Source organism: Neobacillus sp. DY30, assembly GCF_030123065.1.
Classification (GTDB): domain Bacteria; phylum Bacillota; class Bacilli; order Bacillales; family Cytobacillaceae; genus Neobacillus.
Genome location: NZ_CP126093.1, coordinates 5,504,137 through 5,527,343, shown reverse-complemented (window position 1 = coordinate 5,527,343; position 23,207 = coordinate 5,504,137). Strand labels below are relative to the sequence as shown.

At 39.4% G+C, this 23,207-nt stretch carries 23 protein-coding genes; 8 read left to right on the top strand and 15 right to left on the bottom strand.

Annotated features, from left to right (window positions below):
* Positions 1–80: 80 nt before the first annotated feature.
* Entirely contained in the window at positions 81–647 is a 567-nt protein-coding gene (locus QNH29_RS27265) for an LOG family protein (protein ID WP_283862386.1), read from the top strand.
* Positions 648–675: 28 nt separating this feature from the next.
* On the opposite strand, the gene QNH29_RS27260 is transcribed toward QNH29_RS27265, so the two are convergent.
* Positions 676–924: a hypothetical protein gene (locus QNH29_RS27260; protein WP_283862385.1), complete on the bottom strand. Its 249-nt coding sequence runs from the start codon at positions 922–924 to the stop codon at positions 676–678.
* 193 nt (positions 925–1,117) lie between these two features.
* On the opposite strand from QNH29_RS27260, the gene QNH29_RS27255 reads away from it, so the two are divergent.
* From QNH29_RS27255 to QNH29_RS27245, 3 genes are all read left to right on the top strand, one after another.
* Entirely contained in the window at positions 1,118–3,457 is a 2,340-nt protein-coding gene (locus QNH29_RS27255; protein WP_283862384.1) for a helix-turn-helix domain-containing protein, read from the top strand.
* A gap of 289 nt (positions 3,458–3,746) precedes the next feature.
* The gene (locus tag QNH29_RS27250; protein ID WP_283865761.1) at positions 3,747–5,186 is read left to right on the top strand and encodes an MFS transporter; all 1,440 of its coding nucleotides are present in this window, start codon (positions 3,747–3,749) and stop codon (positions 5,184–5,186) included.
* 41 nt (positions 5,187–5,227) lie between these two features.
* Complete coding sequence (locus QNH29_RS27245) at positions 5,228–6,415, top strand: amidohydrolase (protein WP_283865760.1); 1,188 nt, start codon at positions 5,228–5,230, stop codon at positions 6,413–6,415.
* 58 nt (positions 6,416–6,473) lie between these two features.
* Here QNH29_RS27245 and QNH29_RS27240 read toward each other — a convergent pair whose 3' ends face one another.
* From QNH29_RS27240 to QNH29_RS27205, 8 genes are all read right to left on the bottom strand, one after another.
* Complete coding sequence (locus QNH29_RS27240) at positions 6,474–6,875, bottom strand: hypothetical protein (protein WP_283862383.1); 402 nt, start codon at positions 6,873–6,875, stop codon at positions 6,474–6,476.
* A gap of 331 nt (positions 6,876–7,206) precedes the next feature.
* Positions 7,207–7,755, bottom strand: a complete 549-nt coding sequence (gene hxlB / locus QNH29_RS27235) for a 6-phospho-3-hexuloisomerase (RefSeq protein ID WP_283862382.1) — start codon at positions 7,753–7,755, stop codon at positions 7,207–7,209.
* 3 nt (positions 7,756–7,758) lie between these two features.
* Positions 7,759–8,385 carry a 3-hexulose-6-phosphate synthase gene (hxlA, locus tag QNH29_RS27230; RefSeq protein WP_283862381.1) on the bottom strand — a complete coding sequence of 209 codons (627 nt, stop codon included), beginning with the start codon at positions 8,383–8,385 and terminating at the stop codon, positions 7,759–7,761.
* A gap of 214 nt (positions 8,386–8,599) precedes the next feature.
* Positions 8,600–9,577, bottom strand: coding sequence for a LacI family DNA-binding transcriptional regulator (locus tag QNH29_RS27225; protein WP_283862380.1), 978 nt, complete (start codon positions 9,575–9,577; stop codon positions 8,600–8,602).
* Positions 9,578–10,297: 720 nt separating this feature from the next.
* On the bottom strand, positions 10,298–10,936 hold the full coding sequence (locus QNH29_RS27220) for a bifunctional 4-hydroxy-2-oxoglutarate aldolase/2-dehydro-3-deoxy-phosphogluconate aldolase (RefSeq protein ID WP_283862379.1): 639 nt from the start codon (positions 10,934–10,936) through the stop codon (positions 10,298–10,300).
* Positions 10,937–11,030: 94 nt separating this feature from the next.
* Positions 11,031–12,314: an MFS transporter gene (locus QNH29_RS27215; protein WP_283862378.1), complete on the bottom strand. Its 1,284-nt coding sequence runs from the start codon at positions 12,312–12,314 to the stop codon at positions 11,031–11,033.
* Between the two features lies 1 nt (position 12,315).
* On the bottom strand, positions 12,316–13,275 hold the full coding sequence (locus QNH29_RS27210; protein WP_283862377.1) for a sugar kinase: 960 nt from the start codon (positions 13,273–13,275) through the stop codon (positions 12,316–12,318).
* Entirely contained in the window at positions 13,272–14,030 is a 759-nt protein-coding gene (locus QNH29_RS27205; protein ID WP_283862376.1) for a sugar phosphate isomerase/epimerase family protein, read from the bottom strand. Before QNH29_RS27205 ends, QNH29_RS27210 begins: the two co-directional genes overlap by 4 nt.
* A gap of 223 nt (positions 14,031–14,253) precedes the next feature.
* Here QNH29_RS27205 and QNH29_RS27200 point away from each other — a divergent pair, with 223 nt between their 5' ends.
* Positions 14,254–15,249, top strand: a complete 996-nt coding sequence (locus QNH29_RS27200; protein ID WP_283862375.1) for a DUF3231 family protein — start codon at positions 14,254–14,256, stop codon at positions 15,247–15,249.
* Positions 15,250–15,341: 92 nt separating this feature from the next.
* Here the strand turns inward: QNH29_RS27200 and QNH29_RS27195 are convergent, their stop codons facing one another.
* The 5 genes from QNH29_RS27195 to QNH29_RS27175 form a co-directional block, all read right to left on the bottom strand.
* The gene (locus tag QNH29_RS27195) at positions 15,342–15,539 is read right to left on the bottom strand and encodes a hypothetical protein (protein ID WP_283862374.1); all 198 of its coding nucleotides are present in this window, start codon (positions 15,537–15,539) and stop codon (positions 15,342–15,344) included.
* Between the two features lie 293 nt (positions 15,540–15,832).
* Positions 15,833–15,970: a YvrJ family protein gene (locus QNH29_RS27190; protein ID WP_034673739.1), complete on the bottom strand. Its 138-nt coding sequence runs from the start codon at positions 15,968–15,970 to the stop codon at positions 15,833–15,835.
* A 65-nt stretch (positions 15,971–16,035) separates the two neighbouring features.
* Positions 16,036–16,254, bottom strand: a complete 219-nt coding sequence (locus QNH29_RS27185) for a DUF2922 domain-containing protein (RefSeq protein WP_283862373.1) — start codon at positions 16,252–16,254, stop codon at positions 16,036–16,038.
* 33 nt (positions 16,255–16,287) lie between these two features.
* Entirely contained in the window at positions 16,288–16,506 is a 219-nt protein-coding gene (locus QNH29_RS27180) for a DUF1659 domain-containing protein (RefSeq protein ID WP_283862372.1), read from the bottom strand.
* A gap of 219 nt (positions 16,507–16,725) precedes the next feature.
* Positions 16,726–16,917: a Spo0E family sporulation regulatory protein-aspartic acid phosphatase gene (locus QNH29_RS27175; protein ID WP_283862371.1), complete on the bottom strand. Its 192-nt coding sequence runs from the start codon at positions 16,915–16,917 to the stop codon at positions 16,726–16,728.
* 333 nt (positions 16,918–17,250) lie between these two features.
* Between QNH29_RS27175 and QNH29_RS27170 the strand changes: the two genes are divergently transcribed.
* The gene (locus tag QNH29_RS27170) at positions 17,251–18,264 is read left to right on the top strand and encodes a DUF3231 family protein (RefSeq protein ID WP_283862370.1); all 1,014 of its coding nucleotides are present in this window, start codon (positions 17,251–17,253) and stop codon (positions 18,262–18,264) included.
* A gap of 166 nt (positions 18,265–18,430) precedes the next feature.
* On the opposite strand, the gene QNH29_RS27165 is transcribed toward QNH29_RS27170, so the two are convergent.
* Entirely contained in the window at positions 18,431–18,628 is a 198-nt protein-coding gene (locus tag QNH29_RS27165) for a helix-turn-helix domain-containing protein (RefSeq protein WP_283862369.1), read from the bottom strand.
* A gap of 17 nt (positions 18,629–18,645) precedes the next feature.
* On the opposite strand from QNH29_RS27165, the gene QNH29_RS27160 reads away from it, so the two are divergent.
* Positions 18,646–19,008, top strand: coding sequence for a hypothetical protein (locus QNH29_RS27160; RefSeq protein WP_283862368.1), 363 nt, complete (start codon positions 18,646–18,648; stop codon positions 19,006–19,008).
* A 265-nt stretch (positions 19,009–19,273) separates the two neighbouring features.
* Entirely contained in the window at positions 19,274–23,149 is a 3,876-nt protein-coding gene (locus QNH29_RS27155; RefSeq protein ID WP_283862367.1) for an endo-alpha-N-acetylgalactosaminidase family protein, read from the top strand.
* Positions 23,150–23,207 lie beyond the last annotated feature (58 nt).

Here is a 23,207-nt window from a genome sequence, read left to right as displayed (position 1 = left end):
TATGTTTTAATTTCTAACTTTGGACTATAATCATAGTATTAGATTTCTTAATCAGATTAATCTTACAAGGAGGCGGCAGCATGAAACGAGTAGCAGTGTATTGCGGTTCAAGTTTGGGTGCTTCAGATGCTTATAAAACAGGAGCTATTCAATTGGGGAAGGAGCTCGCGAAACGGAAGATCACCTTAGTGTACGGCGGTTCGAGTATCGGCTTAATGGGTGCTGTCGCAGATACAGTCTTGAGTGAAGGCGGGCAAGCGATTGGTGTTATTCCTAAGGTGTTAGAGGAACGAGAGATTTCCCACAAAGGGTTAACGCAGTTAATAACAGTTGAAACCATGCATGAGCGGAAAGCAAAGATGGCTGAATTGGTGGATGGTTTTGTGGTTTTGCCTGGCGGGACAGGGACACTTGAAGAGTTTTTCGAAGTATTTACCTGGGGGCAGATTGGCTTGCATAAAAAGCCGTGCGGTCTACTTAATATCAATCACTATTACGACCCATTAATCAGCCTGTTTGACCATATGATTGACCAAAAGTTTTTACAGGAAAAATTCCGTTCGATGGCGATTATTGAAGAACAACCCGGTGTCTTGCTTGATCGGTTTACAACCTATGAGGCACCGCCGATTAAATCTTTTGAATAGAAAAGGCAGTGAAATATCTCACTGCCTTTTAATTAAATGCAAGATAGATACTTATTAGTGCTGCCGTAAAGAAGACCATTGAGACAAGTCGGTTATATCTGAATTTAATCCCATACGTGGTAAAAAAGATAGCCGCGGCTAATTTTGAAATGCTTCGGAATGCCGTATTTTCCATACCGCTGAAAATAACCGAAATAAGAAAGGTTAGGGAGATTAGTAATTTAAACCATAAAGGTTCTTTTAGAAAAAGTTTGATCATTCCTATTATCCGCTTCATGCTGGTAACACTCCCTTCAAGAAAGCATATGGTCGTTTTTCAAAAGTATCCCTTTTGTTTATACGTGTTTTTAAAATTGGAGCCTCCCTATTTCTTTATCTGTATCATAAGAGCTTATACTTGTTAAGTACGATGTCCTTTCGAATTTTTAGGGGCACTATCTTATCGGGAATAGTCGTTAGGGGTGAATGGATTGAACAATCCATTGTCAGATTTTCAATTGTCATTTCAACAGATTGATGTACTCGTTCCAAGGGTAAATAAAGGAATTCAATTTGTCCTTGTCATAAGTGGTGAATTAAAAATAGAAACAGCAAGCCGTTTTTATCACTTGGAAGAAAAGGATTTGCTGGTGATTAACCGGAATCAGCTTTACCAGGTTCAGGGCAGTGAAAATAATAAGCTAATGATTGTCACTATATCGGATGCCTTCATGGATCATCATTACGCAGACTACCGAAACCGGCGCTTTGAATGCTATTCGAGGGAAATCGATTTGGGAAGAGAAGAGATGATTTCTTCGATTCGCAAGCTGCTGGCCAATGTAATGATTAGCTATTATCGACAAGATGAAAGCTATCGGATTGAGGTTAAAAGTTATATCTGTCAAATGTTGCTGATTCTGATTCGGGGGTTTAAAGAAGAAGGCAGTGTCCTCGAGAAAATGGATACTGAGGATCTTCGTTTATCACAAATCATTGACTATATGGAAAAAAACTATGACCAAATGATTACTTTAGAGGGAATCGCAAAGGAATTCTATCTGTCAACTGGCTATCTTTCCCGCTATTTTAAAAAGAAAATGGGAATGGGGCTGAGTCGTTTTTTAATGAATATTAGGCTTAAGCATAGTTTGAAGGATTTGCTTTACACCACTGACTCGATTTCGCAAATTGCGATGAATAATGGCTTTCCTAATACAAAGTCTTTTTCAACCTTTTTCAAAGAAGTGTACGGAATGACCCCGCATGTTTATCGAGATAACCATTATGTACAAAAAGAGGATTCCGTAAAAAGTTATAGCAATGAAGATGTATCCAGTTTTATCGACTCACCAGAAATGGTAGCAAAATTAAGCAGCATGATGGTAGATGACCAAAAATCATATTCTCATACGGAGACGAGATATGAAAAGCTGCCGTTAGACTTGTCCAAACCGGTAACCATGAAAGTAAATGCTCCGAGTCACATTCTTGAAATTGGAGAGATTATCAATTTATTAAAAGAAGATGTACGCTCCCAGGTACTCGATGTGAAAAAGGATTTGCAGTTACGTTATATTGGAGTTCGTCATCTTTTTAGCCATACAGCCATCCCTCCGGAGGTGGAAACAGATGAAGAGATTCCGACAACTTCTGCGTATTTTACAATTGATCGTGCATTAGAATTCATAAACCAGCATCATTTATCTTTGTTTGTCCGGTTCGATTATATGGATATCTCGCGAAATGAAGAAACATATTTTATAAAACTCACTCAGTTTATTAAGCATTGCTTGCAATTGTATGGGGAATCATTTGTGGGGCAATGGCATGTGATGTTTTACGAGCCATATTACACTGGGGTCGAAGCAAAGGAACTGGAGAGAGTTTATTTAAAGCTGCAAAAAATATTGAAAAAAATGATCCCTTCGATTCAAGTAGGAGTATATATGCCTTTTTCGTTCAGCAAAGAAAAGACAAGCGATCATCATAAATGGCAGCTAGAACATGGAGCGTCTATTGATTTTATTGGATATAACGCTAACCAAAATGAGGTCATTGATTTTAAAGAAACAGCGGATACGAAATTTGATTTAGCAAGGGATTACATAAAGGAAAAAACGGTTAAGATGAGGCGGTATCTTAAACGGAATTATTTAGAAAAACCACTTCATCTCGTTTCTTGGAACACATTGTCTGGCAATACTCGGTATACGAACGGAACCTTTTTCCGAGGGGCATTAGTTTTGAAGAATGTGTTAGATATAGCTAATGACGTAGAAACAGTTGCTCTCTGGATTAATACCATCGTCCATGAAGAAGTGGGGAAAGATAAGCGTTATCGAATGGATGGTGTCGAATTATTCCATTATTTACATGGAAAACGACCTGCCTATTTTGCGTTGATGTTTTTAAAACGGCTGCAGGGCGAAATTGTTGCACATGGCAAGGATTACGTGATGACACAGAATGAGCGGGGCTATCAATTGATTTTGATGAATAGCACCATCATCAATCCATATTTTTCAGTTGAGGAGACATTTCTTCAAAAACTCAATAAGGAAATTCACGTAACCATTTCGGGAATGCCGAAAGGTGAATATCAAATACGGAAGCATGTGTTTGATAAAAATCATGGAGCATTATATACAAAATGGTGGAGCTTGAACAGTAAGCATGGTATGGATGCGGAAGTCATTGATTATATTATCCATTCCAGCAGACCTTCTTTAGAGATTTTTGATGAATCGATTGAAGAGGATTGGTCATTTTATACCTATTTAACTAGTAATGCCATTCACTTTTTTGATATTCGGAAAACGTATAGCTAATATGAAAAGGGTCTGACTTTATCACTCCTAAACTTTGGAGACGGTAGGTCAGACCCTTTTTGATTAGGAGGATAAAAATCAACCGTACATTTTTTACCCCAATAACCAGCGAGTTGATAAATATACATATTTTCATATTGATCTGCTTCAAAATTGACTCTCTTATCATTGGGTTACTTTTTATAATAAACGTGTAGAAACACAAGGTTCCTGAGATTGTTAATGGCTAATGTTGTTCAGGTAGGTGCAATCTAAAAATAACAGGGACCTACTAAAATATAGGAGGCACATCATGGAGAGAAGTTATAAAGGTACAGATAAGATGATCACTGGGATTGTGTTCGGTGTTATCACATTTTGGCTTTTTGCACAAGCAATGGTCAATGTGGTCCCGGCCGTTCAAAAGGATTTGGGGATTTCATCGGGAACGCTGAATATCGCCATCAGCTTAACCGCATTATTCTCCGGAATGTTTATCGTAGCGGCGGGTGGACTCGCAGATAAAATTGGCCGTAAAAAAATTACCTATCTTGGGTTAATTTTGAGCGTGGTTGGTTCCCTTTGCCTAGTGTTAGCGCAAGGATCAATATTGTTAATCATCGGACGTATCATTCAAGGACTTTCCGCAGCTTGTATTATGCCAGCAACAATTGCCTTAATGAAAGCATACTTTGAGGGAAAAGACAGACAACGTGCCCTTAGCTTCTGGTCGATTGGATCTTGGGGCGGTTCAGGGGTATGTTCGTTTGCAGGTGGTGCGATTGCGACGTATATGGGTTGGAGATGGATTTTTATATTCTCTATCGTATTTGCCCTTCTCGCGATGTGGTTGATTAAAGATACACCTGAAAGCAAAGCAGAAGGAACAGGTAAGTTTAAATTCGATTATAGTGGATTAGCCATCTTTATCGTGACTATGATTGCATTAAACGTTTTTATTACGTTCGGTGGTGACTTAGGCTGGACAAGCCCAACTTCCATCATCGCTGCCATTGTTACCATTATTGGAGCTTTTGTCTTCTTCAAAGTTGAAAAAAGAAAAGAGATTGCATTAATTGATTTTTCTTTATTTAAAAATAAACCTTACGCTGGTGCCACATATTCAAACTTTTTGTTAAATGCGGTAGCGGGGACACTTGTTGTAGCCAATACGTATGTTCAAGTCGGCCGTGGGTTCACTGCCTTTCAATCAGGGATGCTATCGATTGGATACTTGGTGGCCGTGTTAGCCATGATTCGTGTCGGAGAAAAAATCCTCCAAAGAGTGGGTGCGAAATTACCAATGATTTGGGGCGCTATCATCACTACGGTTGGGGTAGCGATTATGGGTTTAACCTTCTTGCCTGACGTTGCTTATACCGTTGTTGTATTTATTGGGTTTGCCTTATTTGGTCTTGGGCTTGGTATATATGCGACACCGTCTACAGATACTTCTGTCTCTAATGCGCCATCCAACAAAGTGGGTGAAGCGGCAGGGGTTTATAAAATGGCTAGCTCACTTGGAGGAGCGTTTGGTGTTGCCATTTCCGCAACGATTTATAGTTCAATTGCAGCGAATGGAAGTGTAGCAACTGCAGCCTCCATTGGGATCATCGTTAACGTGATTTTTGGAGTTCTTTCCATTCTTTCGATTATGATCATGGTCCCTAATAGTGCAGGAAAAACGTCAGAGGCTCCAGAGAAAAAATCAAGACGCACACCAACACCAACACCAACTGGAAGTCACTAATTGAACGTTAATTCTTTGTTACTAAAGGGGAGACGAAAATGATTAAAAGCGATTTAATGGGCATGTTAGAATCACGTAAAGAAGAAATCATTGAAATCCGCCGCTATTTACATGAACATCCGGAGCTCTCTTTTAAAGAAGAGAAAACCGCTCAGTACATTGCGGATTTTTATAAAGGAAAAGATGTTGATATTCAAACAAATGTTGGGAATGGGTATGGCATTATCGTTACGATTAAGGGTGGAAAACCTGGAAAAACCATTGGTCTTCGTGCTGATTTTGATGCACTGCCGATTGTAGAAGAAGCGGATGTGCCGTTTAAGTCAAAAAACGAAGGTGTGATGCATGCCTGCGGACATGACGGACATACGGCGTACTTGTTAGTTTTGGCCGATTGCTTAATCCAAATAAAAGACCAAATCCCTGGTACCATCAAAATCATTCACCAGCATGCCGAAGAAGTCCCGCCGGGCGGAGCGAAAAGTATTGTCGAGTCTGGCTTGATTGATGACTTAGATGCCGTTTATGGCATTCATTTGTTACCATTGGGACCTGCGGGAACAGTAGGTTACCATGCTGGGTATTCCTTCAATGGACGAGCCTATATGAAGTTGAAGGTACAGGGAAGAGGCGGACATGGATCCTCTCCACATCTTGCGAATGATGCGATTGTGGCTGCATCACATTTTGTTACAGCTGCTCAAACCATTATTAGTCGTAGATTAAGTCCATTTGATGTGGGTGTTATCACGATTGGCTCTTTTGATGGCAAAGGGACATTCAATGTGATCAAAGATAGTGTCGAACTTGAAGGTGATATCCGCTATATGACGGTAGAAACAAAAGAAACAATTGAGAAAGAAGTTAAACGGATTGTTAGAGGAATTGAAGAAGAATTTGGCGTAACCTGTGAGCTTACGTATACTCCAGATTATCCGCCTTTATATAATGACCCTGAGCTTACAGCAATGGTAGCAGAAAGTTTGCGAAGCATGAATGATCCTGATATTAAAGAAGTGAAAGAATTCCCTGCAATGTCTCCATCCGAAGACTTTGCATATTATGCAGAAAAGTTTCCAGCCTGCTTCTTTTATATTGCTTGTACACCAAAAGGGGTAGAAGACCCATACTTTAATCATCATCCGAAATTTGATATCGATGAAGACGCATTGCTAGTAGCTGCGAAAGCGGTTGGTCAAGTTGTTTGCAGTTATTATGAATTAGACTAAGAGTAATCAAAAAAGAGGTTGTCCCTAAAATATAACTTTTTGGGCACCTCTTTTTTTATTATGTCTTACGTTTTAATCGATCAATTGCTTTTAGAACTTCTTTTCTGTTTTTTGAATCCTTCATCCACTTTGGCAATCTACTCTCGATACTCTGATAATATAACCCGGAGGGACGAACCGCTTGTTGAATATAGGTCTCAATATGGGAGAGATGCTCGTAATTAAAAAACCAAAGCAAATGCCCGCAGCACCGTGTTTGTAAAAATAATAGATATCCAAAATACCAATCCGCACCTTGTTTTTCATCGAAAAGTTCAAAGGGAAACGCCCACAAATTATCCCATCGCTTCTTTGGGTGAATGTCCTTTGTAAAGCCGCACTTTTCACATATCATACGTTTTGATTCGTGCCCGATATAACGGGGTTCATTTCGGCCAATTGCGTTATCTGGAGTAAACACTCTCGAACAATTATGACATTTCGGACAATGGACTAAAAATAAATCAGAGTAAGCTAACAGACTATTACCTGCATCATTTAACAGTACATATCCCTCCAGTTTTTACATACAATAACCTATTTTTCCCAAGGTTATACAGGAAATTAATTGGAATAGATGGAATAATCATTTCCTTTTAGTGTCGAAATCCACTAACTCTCTTCGACATAAAATTTCCCGGAAAATCTTCAAAAATTCATTGGTCAAAGGAATTGAGGAAGTCCTAATCAAACGTTTGTTTAAAGTGAAAACTCTAAAATGCTGTCGAAAAAAAGACCCATTGGAGATGGGTCTACTCTAAATTACTATGTCGGCTAAATGCTGCTGTATGGTCCACTTCGTTAAGCGCACTGTATTGCAAGCATAGAGTATCAAATAAGATATGAGCACATTGATCAAATAGGGAACCAAGCGGTTGAATCGTTTTTAATTCATTTTCCCGGCGATATTTCGTAGCAGCTGGGACGTGAAGAATCGTTGTGGCAGTATGAGCTAATGGTGAATCAGGATTAGTGGTAACAGCTACCACTGAACAGCCCAGGGATTGTGTTTTTTCCGCGGTCCAAACAACATTCTTCGTTGTGCCTGAACCAGAAATCGCTACTAACAGGTCACCTTCTTCGATAGAAGGAGTAATGGTTTCACCTACAACATAAACTGCAGCTCCTAAATGCATTAGGCGCATGGCAAACGATTTGGCCATTAACCCGGAACGTCCTTCACCAATAACAAATATTCGCTTTGCTTTTTGCAATAGGCCAGCGATTTCTTCAAGCTTATTTTCTTCGACCTTACTAAGTACGGTTTCGATTTCTCTAATAATAGTAGGAATCAATAACATAATTTATTTTGCCTCCACTCTTTTAAATTTGGCTGCTGCTTCTGCTGGATTCTCTGCCTTTGTGATGGCGGAACCAATAATCACAATGGAAGGATTAAGTGTTTTACGAAGTAGTTCCAATGAATCGTGCGTAATTCCACCTGCAACAGCAATGGTCATGTCTGGACCATAGAGATTGTTTTCTACTACACCGTCATTGCTGGCTCCGAGCTCTTCTTGTTGATCCTTGCTAACGTGCTCACAAAAGACCGCTTGCTTATATTTCATCAAATCCCTTTTTTGCTGCTCTGTTGTATTTAATAAATCAATCATGACAAGTTTGTTGTATCGATTGGCAACCTCCATACACGCATCAATTGTTACAAGGGGAGATACGCCCATGACAGTCGCCACATCGGCTCCGGCTTCAAAACACATTTCAAATTCATAACGGGCATTATCAATTGTTTTTATGTCAGCAACAATCGTTTTATCTGGGAAGCTTTGTTTCATGTTTCGAACACTTGTTATCCCAAATTCTTTAATTAATGAGGTCCCGACCTCAATCCAATCAACAGAATTTTCCACTTTTTTCGTTATTTCGATGGCTTCGTTGATTTCCATCCGATCCAAAGCAAGTTGTATTTTCATCGTTCAAACTCCTTTTTGGGCAGTTAGATAAATCGATTTAGTAAACCGGTTTATTAAATGATTATACTCCTATTGTAAGCGTTATTCAATAGAAAAAACAGGCAGTATTGAGGACAGGAGATGATGGGTATCTCCAACGACACTGTCCGCCTGAGGTGGACAGTGTCCACGAGTGGTGCCTGTCACCATTTCATGGTGACAGGCACCAAACTTCCTACATCATTTCGCTCGGAAATATGAATACTTCTGGTTTCTGATTTTCTTTCTGGATTTGTTCATAAAGGAGTTCGGCGGCTTTGGTTCCCATTTTTGCAGCAGGCTGAATGATAAAGGATAGGGTGGTCTCAAGCATTTGGGAAAAGGGGATGTTATCAAATACTACTACGTCAAGGTCTTTCCCAAACTTCATTCCTTTTTCCTTTAAGAATTCTCCAAGTGCGATAAAAACTCGATCATTCGCTGCTAACAGGGCTGTTGGTTTTACCTCTAATGAAAAAAGCTGCTCCAATTTCTTTTTCATCTCGGGGATACTTCCTTCGATGATGTAGTTTGGATTTACTTCTAACCCTGCCTCGGTCAAAGCTTTTTTGTATCCTTCTAATCTTTCTATCCGTGTGCTGACTGTAAGCGGCTGTACGGCAAAGGCAATATTTCGATGTCCGTTTTCGATGAAATGCTTAATGGCTTTATAGGTAGATTCGGTATTGTCTGTAATCACGGAAAAGACGTCAAGATTCTCTACTTTTCTATCGACAAACACAACGGGATAGCCTTGCTTTACCATGCTTTCATATAAATCATTATTTTTTCCGGTTGGAAAAATGATTAATCCATCCACCTGTTTCGCTCTCAGCATTTCAATATACTTTTTTTCTTTTTCAGGATCATCATCTGCATTACACACGATGGTCTGCAAATCATATTGATGGAAGAAATCCTCAATTGCGCGGCTCACTTCTGTTGAAAAATAATGTGTGATATTGGCAACGATGATTCCAATAAACGAGGTACGCTTTTGTTTGAGGCTTCTAGCTAAAAAATTAGGTTGATACCCAAGGGTTTCAATCGCTTCTTCAATTTTCTGCTTTGTTTTTTCACCCATATATTCATATCGTTTATTTAAGTATTGAGAGACGGTACTCTTTGATACACCAGCTTCACGGGCCACATCGGCCATCGTTACTTTTTCCATGTTTATCTTCCTCTTTCTTTGGTTCACTGCTTTCATTTTAACGACAAACCCACTAATTATCCAGTTTATCTGCCGAGTAAAGTTTTAATGAGAAAACATTGTTGATTAATGAAACAGTGTCTATAAAGGTGCGATGAAGACAAATCAGGAAAATTCCCAGTGAGATTTGTCCTTCATAAGCGTAATGAAAGACAAATCAGGAAAGTTCCCGGCGAGATTCGTCGTTCATAAGCGTGATGAAAGACAAATCAGGAGAGTTCCCGGCGAGATTCGTCCTTTATAAGCGTGATGAAAGACAAATCAGGAAAGTTCTCAGCGAGATTCGTTCTTTATAAGCGTGATGAAGGACAAATCAGGAGAATTCCCAGCGAGATTCGTCCTTCATAAGCGTGATGAAGGACAGATCAGGAGAATTCACAGCGAGATTTGTCCTTCATAAGCGTGATGAAGGACAGATCAGGAGAATTCCCAGTGAGATTTGTCCTTCATAAGCGTAATGAAAGACAAATCAGGAAAGTTCCCGGCGAGATTCGTCGTTCATAAGCGTGATGAAAGACAAATCAGGAGAGTTCCCGGCGAGATTCGTCCTTCATAAGCGTGATGAAGGACAGATCAGGAGAATTCCCAGCGAGATTCGTCCTTCATAAGGATCTTCGTAAAGAAGCTAGCTTTAGCAGAGACAAAATAAAAGAGGATGACCAACTCTGTCATCCTCAAAAATTAAGCTAACCGCGCTGTGCGGACCTCTTCAATCAACTTCCTAGCATTTTCCGTAATCAAAGCTAAATAATCATCACTTAACTCCCTCTTAGGATCGACAAGTGAACTGCCAACGCCAACCGCCACAGCACCGGCAAGAATATAGTCCTTTGCGTTATTCATATCGATACCGCCTGTTGGCATTAAAGGAATGTGGGGCAGGGGACCGGCGATATTTTTAAAATAATCTGGACCCACGCTTCCTGCCGGGAACACTTTAATTACATCTGCACCATACTCAAAAGCAGTTAGAATTTCTGTTGGTGTAAAAGCACCCGGGACACTGATGACCCCGTAGCGCTTCGTGATTTCAATCGTTTCCTTGCGAACGGTTGGTGAAAAAACGAATTTCGCCCCAGACAAAATTGCGGCACGTGCTGTCTCTGCGTCCAACACCGTTCCTGCGCCCACAAACATATCATTCCCAAATACATCGGCTGCTTTTTCAATGACTGATAATGCTTTTGGCGTTTCCATTGTAATTTCAAGCGCGGTAACACCGCCATCTTTTAAAGCCCTAGCCATTGGAATAATACTTTCTACAGAAGCACCGCGAATCACAGCGACAACGGCTCTTCTTTTAATTTCTTCAACACCCATGTAAAAAAACTCCCCTTCTTAATGGATAACAGCCTTAGAAATTTTTCTAAGGCTGTTGACCTCTTTATATCCAGCTTTAAAAATCTATAGGCTGCTACGCGCTCACTTTCATATCTGCGGACTTGCTGCTCCCCTTTTTTGCTGTATTTACCGCCCAAATTGTTAAGATGGCAGAAAGGAATAGAGAGCCTGCCATGAAGATATAGGAAGCACCAAAACCGCCTGTTGCACCATTTAAATATCCTACAATATAGGCACCAACGAAGGATCCTAACGCACCCATCGAGTTAATTAATGCCATCGCACCACCAGCAACGTTACGCGGCAGAATTTCAGGAATGATGGCAAAGAATGGACCATATGGCGCATACATCGCACCACCAGCAATGACTAATAGAGTGAATGACAGCCAGAAATTTGAAGTTCCAATCATATAAGAAGCATAGAATGCAATCGCTCCAATTAATAAGAATGGCCAAACAAATGCGTTTCGGTTCATGGTTTTATCAGAGAAATAAGAAGCTGTTAACATAAGAACAATGGCTAAAATATAAGGGACGGAAGATAACCAGCCTGTTGTAACAATATCCATATTTGGTGCTGCTTTAATAATAGAAGGCAGCCACATTACAAATCCATATACTCCAATGCTCCATAAGAAATATTGAGCGCTTAACAGAATTACTGGTTTTGATTTGAAGGCCTCACCGTAATTTTTAACCGGCTTGATTCCTTCTTGCTCTTTAGCTAATTGCATTTCAAGATCGGACTTTTCTTTATCGGTTAACCATTTTGCTTCACGCGGCTTATCGTTGACAAGTTTCCACCAAATGAATGCCCACAGAACAGCAGGGAGACCTTCAATAATAAACATCCATCTCCAGCCGACAGATTCAACTAAATAACCAGAAACAATCGACATCCATAATACGGTTGCAGGATTACCAAGAATTAAGAATGTATTGGCACGAGAACGTTCTTTTTTCGTAAACCAGTTGCTTAAAAGAACAAGCATGGATGGCATAACAGCGCTTTCAACGACTCCAAGGGCAAAACGAATGACGAATAGTAACTTTACATTTGTTACCATGCCTGTAAAGGTAGCTAGTAGACCCCAAGCAATCAATGACCAAAAAATCAGTACCTTGGCACTCTTTTTCTCCGCATAAGCGGCACCAGGTACTTGGAAAAAGAAATACCCTAAGAAGAAAAGTGCACCGAGCAGGGAGGAAGTAGCTGCTGTAATATCAAGGTCCTTCGCTAATCCGGAAGCAGCCCCAAATCCATAATTGGCACGGTCGAGATAGGCAAGACTGTAAGTGATAAAAGCAATAGGAATCAGATAAAACCATCTTTTTTTAGCAATACTTTGGTTCATGTTATTTCACTCCCTGTAAGGTTTTTTCTATATATTTTTCTAATTGCTCTTTTGTGGGATAACCATCATTGTCACCTGGTGACTGGACAGCCAGAGAACCAATGGCATTTCCTCGAACCACTGCTTCATGAATCGAGAGACCCTCAAGGAGTCCGCTAATCACACCAACAGCAAAGCCATCGCCGGCCCCAACAGTATCGATTACTTTTTCAACTGGAAAACCAAGTACCGTTCCTTCTTCACTTGCGGTTTTATAAAAAGCACCAGCCGGTCCCAGCTTAATGACGACAAGCTCGACACCCTTATCTAAGTAAAAGGACGCGATATCACGAGGGTTTGAAAAACCTGTTAAAATTTCACCCTCAGCCAATCCCGGTAAAACGTAATCCGCTTGGAAAGCCACTTCATTGATTTCTTTTACCATTTCCTCTTGTGATGCCCAAAGAGTCGGCCTTAAATTCGGATCAAACGAAACCTTCCGGCCGTTTTTTTTCATAAATGTTAATGCATGTTTGGCAAATGCCCGTGCACTTTCTGAGATTGCTAATGGAATACCCGTCATATGCAGGTGTTTAGCTGCTATGAAATACTCTTGATTAAAATCATCTGCACTGAGATGGCTTGCAGCGGATCCTTTACGAAAATATTGAACTTCAGGATCTCCTACAACTACCATCGACTTTAATTGGAACCCAGTAGGGTGCGTGTTGTCTAGTAAAACATGGTCAATGTTGACGTTTTCATTTTGGAGTCGCTCGATAATAAATCTTCCAAAGGCATCGTTTCCTACTTTACTCGCCCAGCCAGAGCCAAAACCAAGTCGGGCAAGACCAATTGCTACATTGGTTTCAGCACCCGCAAGCTCGCGTGTGAATTGGCCGACTTCATGTAAGGAGCCAGGATGATTGGCCATGAACATCGCCATTGCTTCGCCAAATGTAACGACATCTAACTGTGTCATGTTAACGCCTCACTTTCTGTTATCATTTGAATATACTCTTTTGTTTTTTCCTTTGGTTGGATCGGAAACTCAAGCGCTTTCACTAAGTGTGAAGGAAGATGGTTCATAACCTTTTCCCAGCTGTGGTTACTATGTTTTTGCAATGGACGGGTAACAAGCTCTCCTTTTTCCTTATCTACTTGTTTTAAATGAAGATAATTGACATAGGGTGCTAGCTGACTTAATGCTGACTCTACATCCTGATTGGAATAGTACCAGTTTCCAACATCAAACGTCATTTTGACGGGTACGTCCTGTTCGGCTGCGCTTTCAAAAAAGGATTTTAAATTGGTAACATTTCCGCCATACAGCGTTTGATCATTTTCCACAAATAATTGCATTTCCTGATACTGCTGTAAAAAGGACCGGAGTTGAAAGATATCCGACTGGACATGATCAAAATGTCCTAGTGATACCTTTATCCATTTGGCTCCAAGCTTTTTACCTTCTTGAAAAATCGTCGTTAATTCTTGTTCATTAAACTGATGATTGTTTTTCCAACATTCGACTGGAGCTGAATAAACTGTAAATAGCTGCTGCTGTTCGATTTCATGTTTTAACCTTTCTAGTGGCAGCTCTTGCTTTGAAAATAACTCTCTCCGTATTTCAACCCCATAAGCACCTGATTCGGAAATCAGTTTAATAAAAGAAGTTTGTCCTTTCTCTAAGACTTCAACTCTATCAAAAGCATTTAAAGGAACAATTACATTTTGCATGGTAATGACACCTTCTTTGAAGTAATAAATAAATCGTTTTAGTAAATCGATTTAGTAAACCGGTTTATAGATATTATAAACCCATTAAAAGCGCTTACGCAAGCATAATTTTTTTATTTTTAAAGGGCGGAGTAAAAAGTTCATGAATGATAAATCTTAGGATGTTTAAACTAATTAATTATGCGGATATATATGTACAATACATAAGTATGGAGGAAAAATTATGCCTGAGTACCCATCCATATCATCTTCCGAAATCGGAAGTTTGTGGAACACATACCAACAAAAAACAATCATTGTACACATGTTAGAATACTTAATTGAGAAAGCAGACGATTTACAAGCAAAAGAAATGATGACCAATTTATATAATGAAGTTAAATCTTATCCAGAAAAGATAAAGGTTATTTTTGAAAAAGAAGGTGTTGCAATTCCTATCGGATTTTCGGAAAAGGATGTCCGTAAAGATGTGCCGCCGTTTTATGATAATGGTTTTGATATTATGTTTGTCCGCTTGATAAAAGAAATAAGCATGGGGATGCATACGTTGAATTTAACGATGTGCTATCGTAAGGACATTACCATGATTTTTAGAGAGCTTACGATTATTACACAAAAATATTATGACATTTTTACCCAATATTTACTTGAAAAAGGGTTACTTCCTCGTTCGCCCTATGTATCGACACCGGAATCTGTAGCATTTGTGAAAGGAACAGGCTATTTTGGAGGCTTTAATCCTTTAAGTGAAAAAAGACCTTTAAATACAGTAGAGATTGCAAATATCTATCATGCGATTGAATCGAATATTATGGGAATGCAAATGATATTTGGATTTGCACAAATTGCAGAGGAAAAAGGAGTTAGTAAGTACTTTTCTAAAGGGGGAGAGCTTGCTAAAGGGATTGTGAAGGAATTGAGTGAAATTATGATAGAAAATGATATTCCAGTACCGTCAACTCATGGAGGAAATATTACGAACTCAACGCACGCTCCATTCTCTGATAAGATCATGATGTATTGTGTCAGCCTATTTTGCAGTTTTTCATTGGGCGGAAATTCACTTGGAACGGCTTTTAGTTTACGTAATGACTTGCCAGCAAAACTATCTATTTTTATAAAAGATATCTTTGAATATGCTCATGAAGGGGCAAAATTGATGATAAAGCATGGCTGGCTGGAAGAACCGCCACAGACGGTTATGCATAAGAAAAAATAATAAACACAAGGCATGCGTGGAGATTTTCACCGTGCTTTTGTTGTGTGTAATAATTTTCAAAATTGGTTTATTAGGCACGGTAATCACATGAATTAATGATTGCCGTAATTTAATTTACCAGAGTGAAGGATTTTAATTGATAGAATTTCGCCACAGCTTAAACAAATAATATAGTTCTCTACGGTTCCCTTTGTAAAACTTTTTTCGATTGAACGAAGGCATTGATGTTCACTTGCTTGGGTAAATGATGTCCCGCCACATTCTATACACTTTTTTATTGTTAACTTCATACAACACCTGCTTTACAAAAAATTCCAACCTCAAAGACGAAAAAAAGAACGAAACGTTACATAATAGTGAGTAACACTCGATTTTATGCCAGTCAGGTATAGAATTTTTTCATAAAAAAAAGGATTCGGCCGGTTGCCGAATCCAAAAAAGAAATCTTATAAAAGGGGGTTATGGAAGAGAGAGAAAAAAGTTTGTCCTCTTCATGTATCTATCTTACCCCAAAAGTATGAACAAACTATGAACAAAGGTTTAAGGTTCTATTAATTTGGCTGTTACATCCTCGATTTAGCTGCTATGCTTTCATCCGTTCGGGAAGATTTTGAATCGATTGGACGACCATATCTAGCTTCGATTCAATCCGATATAGCAAATAGAGGGTCACAACAATTGGAAATCCTACCTCACTGATGAGAGGTATCATTTGCTCCACGAGATTTCACTCCTTTCCTTTAATAGAGGCCGGCTTCCTATGGAACCCGGCCTCCTTCTACTCTATTAAATGATTTCATAGTCCGTTACATTGCGTTCAATTACGCGGGCTCCTTTTACAGAAGCAAAATTACCGTTAGTGGATGTGAAAACTCCTGAGGCAATCATTTCCTCCATCGCCGCTTTGACCACAGATCCGTTAATTGGTTCCTTCGGATTTTCTATTGATAAACGGGCCGATTTACCAAACTCGGTCGTAAACTCCAACTCTAATGTTTTAACCATATCATTCACCTCCTATCACTATTTATTTTTTCATTAAGCTAGTAAATCTGCATTGTCGACTCTCTCAATATTGCTGAGAGTATCGTTGGATAAACCGGTCAAAGCTTGTGCTGCCTGGAATAGTTGATCAGCTGTCGCTGATTTCTGGATATTACTAAGTGTCTTCGACTTTAAAACCGGTTTTCCATCGTCATCCATACCTACTTGAAACACTAACCGTAACTTAGACGATGTGATTACTGCCTGTGCCATTTTAATCACCTCCTTTCACCCTTTATATATAGAAAAGAAGGCAAAAAGGACATGGTTAGAAAAAATAAAAAATCAAAATTATAGCTCGAGTGTGTGCTGGAGTGACCGAGAACGGAGGTGAATTGGTTTTTGGGTCAATCCAGGTCTGCCTTGAGTAGTTACGTTTTGATAAAGGCAGATAAAAAAGAGACCAGCAAATTTTTACTGGTCTCAAACAAGTTATATGAATTGTTCCATTTTCTCGTTAAAGTATTCGTTCATCAGGAAGTCGAGTTTGATTGAGAGACTTATATATTCGGAAGTATTTGGACCTGTTCGGTTAAATAATTCACTTAGTTTTCTCTTTATCTCCACAATGTCCATTAAAAGTTTGTCGTTTTCGATTTGAACGGATTTGTTTGTTTTCATCATACACCTCGTAAAGATTTTTAGTACTGTGGTTTGGATGGTGCGATGACTTGATTTCGAAGTGCTTCGATTATGAGATAGCATTTTTCCAAAGCCTTCCCGATAGTAACATAGAACTTCTTTGCTGTGAACACTGATTTAAAAAGAAAAAAAATTGAGAAAAGGAGAAATGATATCGGTATATCTTGTTACTACCAAATTCCTATAATTAGACAGGATTCGACCCATAATTAAGTTATTTTGTAATAACGTCTAAATTTCGACAAATTTCGTAATAGATATTACCCATATTTTACATAATAACCCTATACGAAGTTGTGAAATGGGGTTTTCTGGTTGGAAGAGAGTATGCATAACGTTTCATTAACAACAGGGGAAATAGCCAATCTTTGGACTCAATATATGAATGATTCGTTAGCAATTTGTGTCCTAAGTCATGCGATTGAGACATCCCAGGATACAAAAGTAAAGGAAATCTTAGAATTTGCAAGGAGTTTATCAGAAGCGCATATTGAAAAAATTCAACATTTTTTCAATCAAGAGGACTTTCCCATTCCAAAGGGTTTCTCAACGAAAGAGGATGTTAATTTTAACGCACCTGCATTATTTACAGATACATTTATGCTTGTTTATATGTTAATTATGACCATACATGGACTAACAGGCTATGCTGGAGCAGTTAGTACTTCTGTACGATTAGATCAAAGAAAGTTCTTCAATGAATGCAATGTAGAGGCTCTGGAGCTGCACAATCGAATTGTTGAACTGATGCTGCAAAAAGGAATTTATAGTAAACCTCCGCGTATCAATACACCTAAGCAAGTTGATTTTGTACATAGTCAAAGCTATCTAACGGGCTGGTTTGGAGATAAAAGGCCTTTAAATGCAATAGAGATAAGCGGACTAAGCTATAATATGCAAAAAACAGTCGTGAAGGTTGTCCTGGAAATTGCATTCGGGCAAGTATGTCAGACAAAGGAATTGCGAAAGTACTTTCAAAGAGGGAAAGACATCTGTAAAAAACAGTTTGATATCCTTAGTGCCATTGTCTCGAAGGAAGATCTCTCTTCTCCACGGTCATGGGTATCTGAAGTAACAGATTCCACCATCTCTCCTTTCTCCGATAAACTGATGCTGCTTCATACGGTCATTATGGTTTCAGCAGGAGTTGGCTATTTAGGAGCTGCCTTATCCGTTTCACAGCGAAGGGACCTTGCCTTAAAATATACCTATTTAATGGCAGACATAGGGCGATATGCAGAAGACGGGGCTCAACTTTTAATAGAAAAAGGCTGGCTGGAACAACCGCCATTAGCTGAGGACCGAAGAAAATTAGCTAGTAAAGATTGAACAGAGGCTTATAAACAAATCACTAGCAGCCTTCAAGAAGGATAAGTCCTTAATCCGGGGTCTTGAGGACATATCACATGAACAGCGAAGAAGGATTAGTCCTTAACCCAATAAAAGTTAAAACCGCCAGATAAAAAAGAGGTACCGCTAAAATCAGTGGTTACCTCTACGAAATATCTTTAATCATATCGAATAGTTTCAGTTCGGTTACATCGATGACAATTTCTTTGGTCGAATTCTTATCAAATTTTTTCAACAAGCTGCTAATTTGCTTTTTTATCGTTTCTACTTCTACGGCACGTGCTTCCGCTATTTCTTTCCGTTTTAATTCTCTCAAGCCGCCTGCGAAGGGCTTCCATATCATCGGCAATTAATATTTGAATGGTCTCCATTTACATCACGCTCCGAAAAATTTATAAGGGGTTGATTGTTACGATAATTTCAGGAGCCTTGGATTATCGACACTATCCCCGCCTGATTGTCACGATAATTTCGAGAGCCATGGTTTATCGGCACTATCCCCGCCTGATTGTTACGATAATTTCAAGAGCCATGGATTATCGGCACTATCCCCGCCTGATTGTCACGATAATTTCGAGAGCCATGGTTTATCGGCACTATCCCCGCCTGATTGTCACGATAATTTCGAGAGCCATGGTTTATCGGCACTATCCCCGCCTGATTGTTACGATAATTTCGGGAGCCCTAGTTTATCGGCAGTATCCCGGTCTATTGTTACCGTAATTGTGGGACCATGGATTTTCGAGGGGTCTTAGTGCCTTTTGCTCCAATCAAGGTGTAAAATTTAACAATTTTCTTTAAAACAGCCTATGTAAAAAACAATATTTCTAAAAATTTGAACAACATGTTTATTGTGAAAGCGTTTCAATAAAAGTAAGCTAAAGTACGAACAGGTGGTGGTACTTGCTGCTAATTTTTTGATTGCCGTTTGCAGGTATCATCATCTTTTTAAAATTATTAAACTATGGAATTTAAAGGAGGAGAGGAATTGAGAAGTAAGTATTTTAAGAGAATTACCCATTCACTGCTAGCAATTGTGTTGTTTTTGCCAATGTTTTTAACGGGGTTCGTTCCACCAGTAAGTGCAGAAGCACCACAAACAAATTCAGAGGATCCCATTTTAACTGGAGGAAATGACGTAAATCCTGGAGATGGCGGGCAAGTAAAGCAGGAGGAAGAACTTGTCGACATTACCGATGAACAACTCGAAGAAGGAGATTTTAAAATCTTATCAGGTGATGGAAGAGTTACCTACAATGAAGATGGTTCAGCAACCTTTCATGTAACCTCTACCCAAAAGAATCGAATTGTCTACAATAATATGAAAGCCATTAAAAATGGTACGTTTGAAGCAGATATTACTCCAGGGAACAATGCAATGAACCGGTTTGGTCTCATCTATCGTGTTCAAAATCCATCTGCCTATACGTATGTAGGTACAGGGGATCAAAACAATCAGTATTTCGGTGAAATCTTTGGTCCAGCCAATACTTGGACGGCGATGACTTCTGATGTGCCATTGGAAGCAAATAAAACCTATCATTTACTCTTAAAATTCATGGATGATGTAGCTACCCTTTATATTAATGATAAAAAGGTAACGAGCTGGACGTTAACTGGCGGCGTTGATCAAGCAGGATTACTTGGTTTTGAAAAGAGCCGCGGAGCTGCTGCCATCACGATTTCAAATATTAAAATTAAAGAGTATGTTGCCCCTAAACCACCCAATACTCCACCAGTTGTGGATACACTAAGATCAGACTATATGGACGTCATGATTGACCAAGTATTCCCTCGTGTCATCGAATACCGAGTGGGCGATAAAGTCATGAACGGACAACAATCGCCAGTATACGGATTGAAAGTGAATGGAAATCTTTACTATCCTGAAGTAAGCTTTGAGAAGCTAAACGAAGGGGAAGCACTTTATACATTAAAAGTGAAGGATGAATGGGAAAAACTTGATGCTGTTTTTAAAGTGTTATTAAAGGTCAAAAATAATCAAGTCATTTATACCTTTGAAGAAATCAATAATGCTGATAGTGCAAAAATAGAAAGTGTTGAATTGGCTGATTTGAACTTTATTTCGGTCCATTCGTCTCAAACCAATGCGAAAGCCAAATTAACAAATCTTAGCAGTGATGTTACCAAACCTGGAGATGTCGATGTACTAGTTGACACATCCATGGGAAGCATTGGAACTTCAGAAAGATACTATACTGCATTCCTATCAACTGACACATTGAGTGCAGGTGTATGGTCTAATTCAGAGGTCAATGGCTACCGTAACTTAGTTGCGAATCGTTATCAGAATGAAGATGGCACGAAAGCCGTTGGTATCGGTTCTAGTTTGCTATATTACCAGAGAGAGTTTATGCCGAAACCACAGTCCGAAAAACCTACTGTGAAAATTGCCATTGCAGAAGACGCCAATCATGATCACGAAGTCGACTGGCAGGACGGTGCGATTGTTTACCGTGATATCATGCAGGATATTCCAGGATCGAAGAATGTAAATAATATTGTCGGCACACGAATTGCAATGAACTTTGGGTCACAAGCACAACAGCCATTCCTAAAAACATTGGATAATGTAAAAAAGGTCGCTCTTGCTACAGATGGATTAGGTCAGGCAGTACTGTTAAAAGGCTATGGAAATGAAGGTCATGACAGTGCGCACCCGGATTATGGCGATGTTGGTGAACGAATCGGAGGTGCGGATGATTTAAAAACCCTAATTGGAGAGGGTCATAAGTACAATTCTGAATTTGGGGTCCATATTAATGCGCAAGAAACGTATCCTGAAGCGAAGGCTTTCAGTGATGATTTTATTGACGGTCCGAATTCAAGAGGCTGGGGCTGGTTAGACCAATCCTATACCATCAATAAATTAAGGGATTTGTACTCAGGAACGCGTGCAAAAAGACTAGACGAATTAAAAGCTGCGGCACCGGGTCTTGATTTCGTCTATTTAGATGTATGGTATCAAGATCAATGGGAATCAAATCGAATTTCAGAGCAATTTCATGACCGGGGCTGGAGGGTAACAACGGAGTTTGGAACGTCAGTAGCCAATTATTCAACTTGGCAGCACTGGGCTACGGATAAGAACTATGGCGGCCCTGCCAGCAAAGGGATCAATTCAGAAGTACTTCGTTTTATAAGTAACCACCAAAAAGATTCTTGGGTGTTGAATTGGCCTGAAGCAGGCGGTACGGCTGATCATCCATTACTTGGAGGATTTGAATTAGCCGGTTTTGAAGGATGGCAGTCAGATAAAAACTTTGATCAATTTATCAGGATGACATTCGATACCAATGTCCCAACTAAATTTCTACAAAAATATTATGTTACTGATTGGACAAATGTAGAAGGTGACAAGCAAAAAACGAACTTGGAAAAAGAGATTAAATTAACAGATCCAAGTAACGGTGATGTAGTTATTGTCACTAGAAAAGATGACTCTAGGGAACGTATCATTACCCTTAATGGAAATGTTGTTCTTGATGAGCATGCTTATCTGATTCCATGGGTAGAGCAAGATTTTGAAAAAACAACTCCGGATTCTGAAAAACTCTATCACTGGAATTTGGAAGGCGGGACAACAACTTGGACACTTCCAAACGAATATGCCGGTACATCTAAAGTTTATGTCTATAAACTAACCGATCAAGGTCGAACAGTTGTACAGAAAGTCAAGGTCGAAAATAATCAGGTGACATTGAATGCTGAAGCAGCCACTCCATATATTATTGTTCCGGATAAAAAGGGCAAGGGCTTACAAGTTGACGACTGGAGCAAGGGTGCCCATGTCTATGACACAGGATTTAATTCAGGAACCGTAAAAGATGAAAATACAAAAGTTGCTGGAGACAAAGATGCTGTTAGTGTGATAAGAACGAATCAAACAGGAAATGGCCGTAATTTAAGCAGCGGCGACTATTATTTGAATATGGAAAGTCCATCAAAATTTACAACTGTTAGCCGTACGATTACGGACCTTGAACCTGGCAAGGATTATGTGGCAGAGGTGTATATTGAGAATAACAGTGATGTGAAGGCTGGAATCGAAGTAACGGGCGGGGAGAAGGATGTCAGCAATTTCACGCTGCGCAGCCTGCAGAAGAACTATGTTAAAGCAGACTCACACGCTTCCAATGATGGATACACTAGCAAAATGCAAAGGATTCAAGTAAGCTTTACGGCTGTATCCGAAACAGCAAAATTGACTCTCAGCCGGGAAGCAGGCGAAGGAAATACAAGGCTTGATGATATCCGTGTTGTTCAAAAATCATTGAAAAATGAGGTATCATCAACAGTCTTTGAACAAGATTTTGAATCGGTAGTACAAGGAATCTACCCATTCGTGATTGGGAATACGGAAGGAGTAGAAGACAACAGAATTCATTTGTCTGAATTGCATGCTCCGTATACACAAAAGGGATGGGCAGGCAAAAAATTAGTTGATGATGTTATTGCAGGAAATTGGTCTGTCAAAGTCAATACTGGAAATAAAGGATTGGTGTATCGTACCATTCCACAGCATTTCCGCTTTGAACCAGGAGTAACCTATAAAGTTTCCTTTGACTATCAGACAACGGCTAATTCTTATCGTATCATCTCTGGAGAAGAGGAAATTGATGTGCGGGATATTACTGCAGCGAAAGGTTTGACTACAAATACTACACTGCCGGCATCAACTGAAACCAAAACGGCTGAATTTACTGTCACTGGTTCTCTGAATGGGCAAACGTATATTGGAATTTTCAGTGATGGAACTGGTTTGAATGGAGATACTGGGGCAGGAACATTTATTTTAGATAATCTTCGGATTGAACAGGTGCCTGTCACCGCAGGAAATTAGGAAAAAATTTGATTTACAAAAAAGACGATTCGGAAGGAAACACCGAATCGTCTTTTTG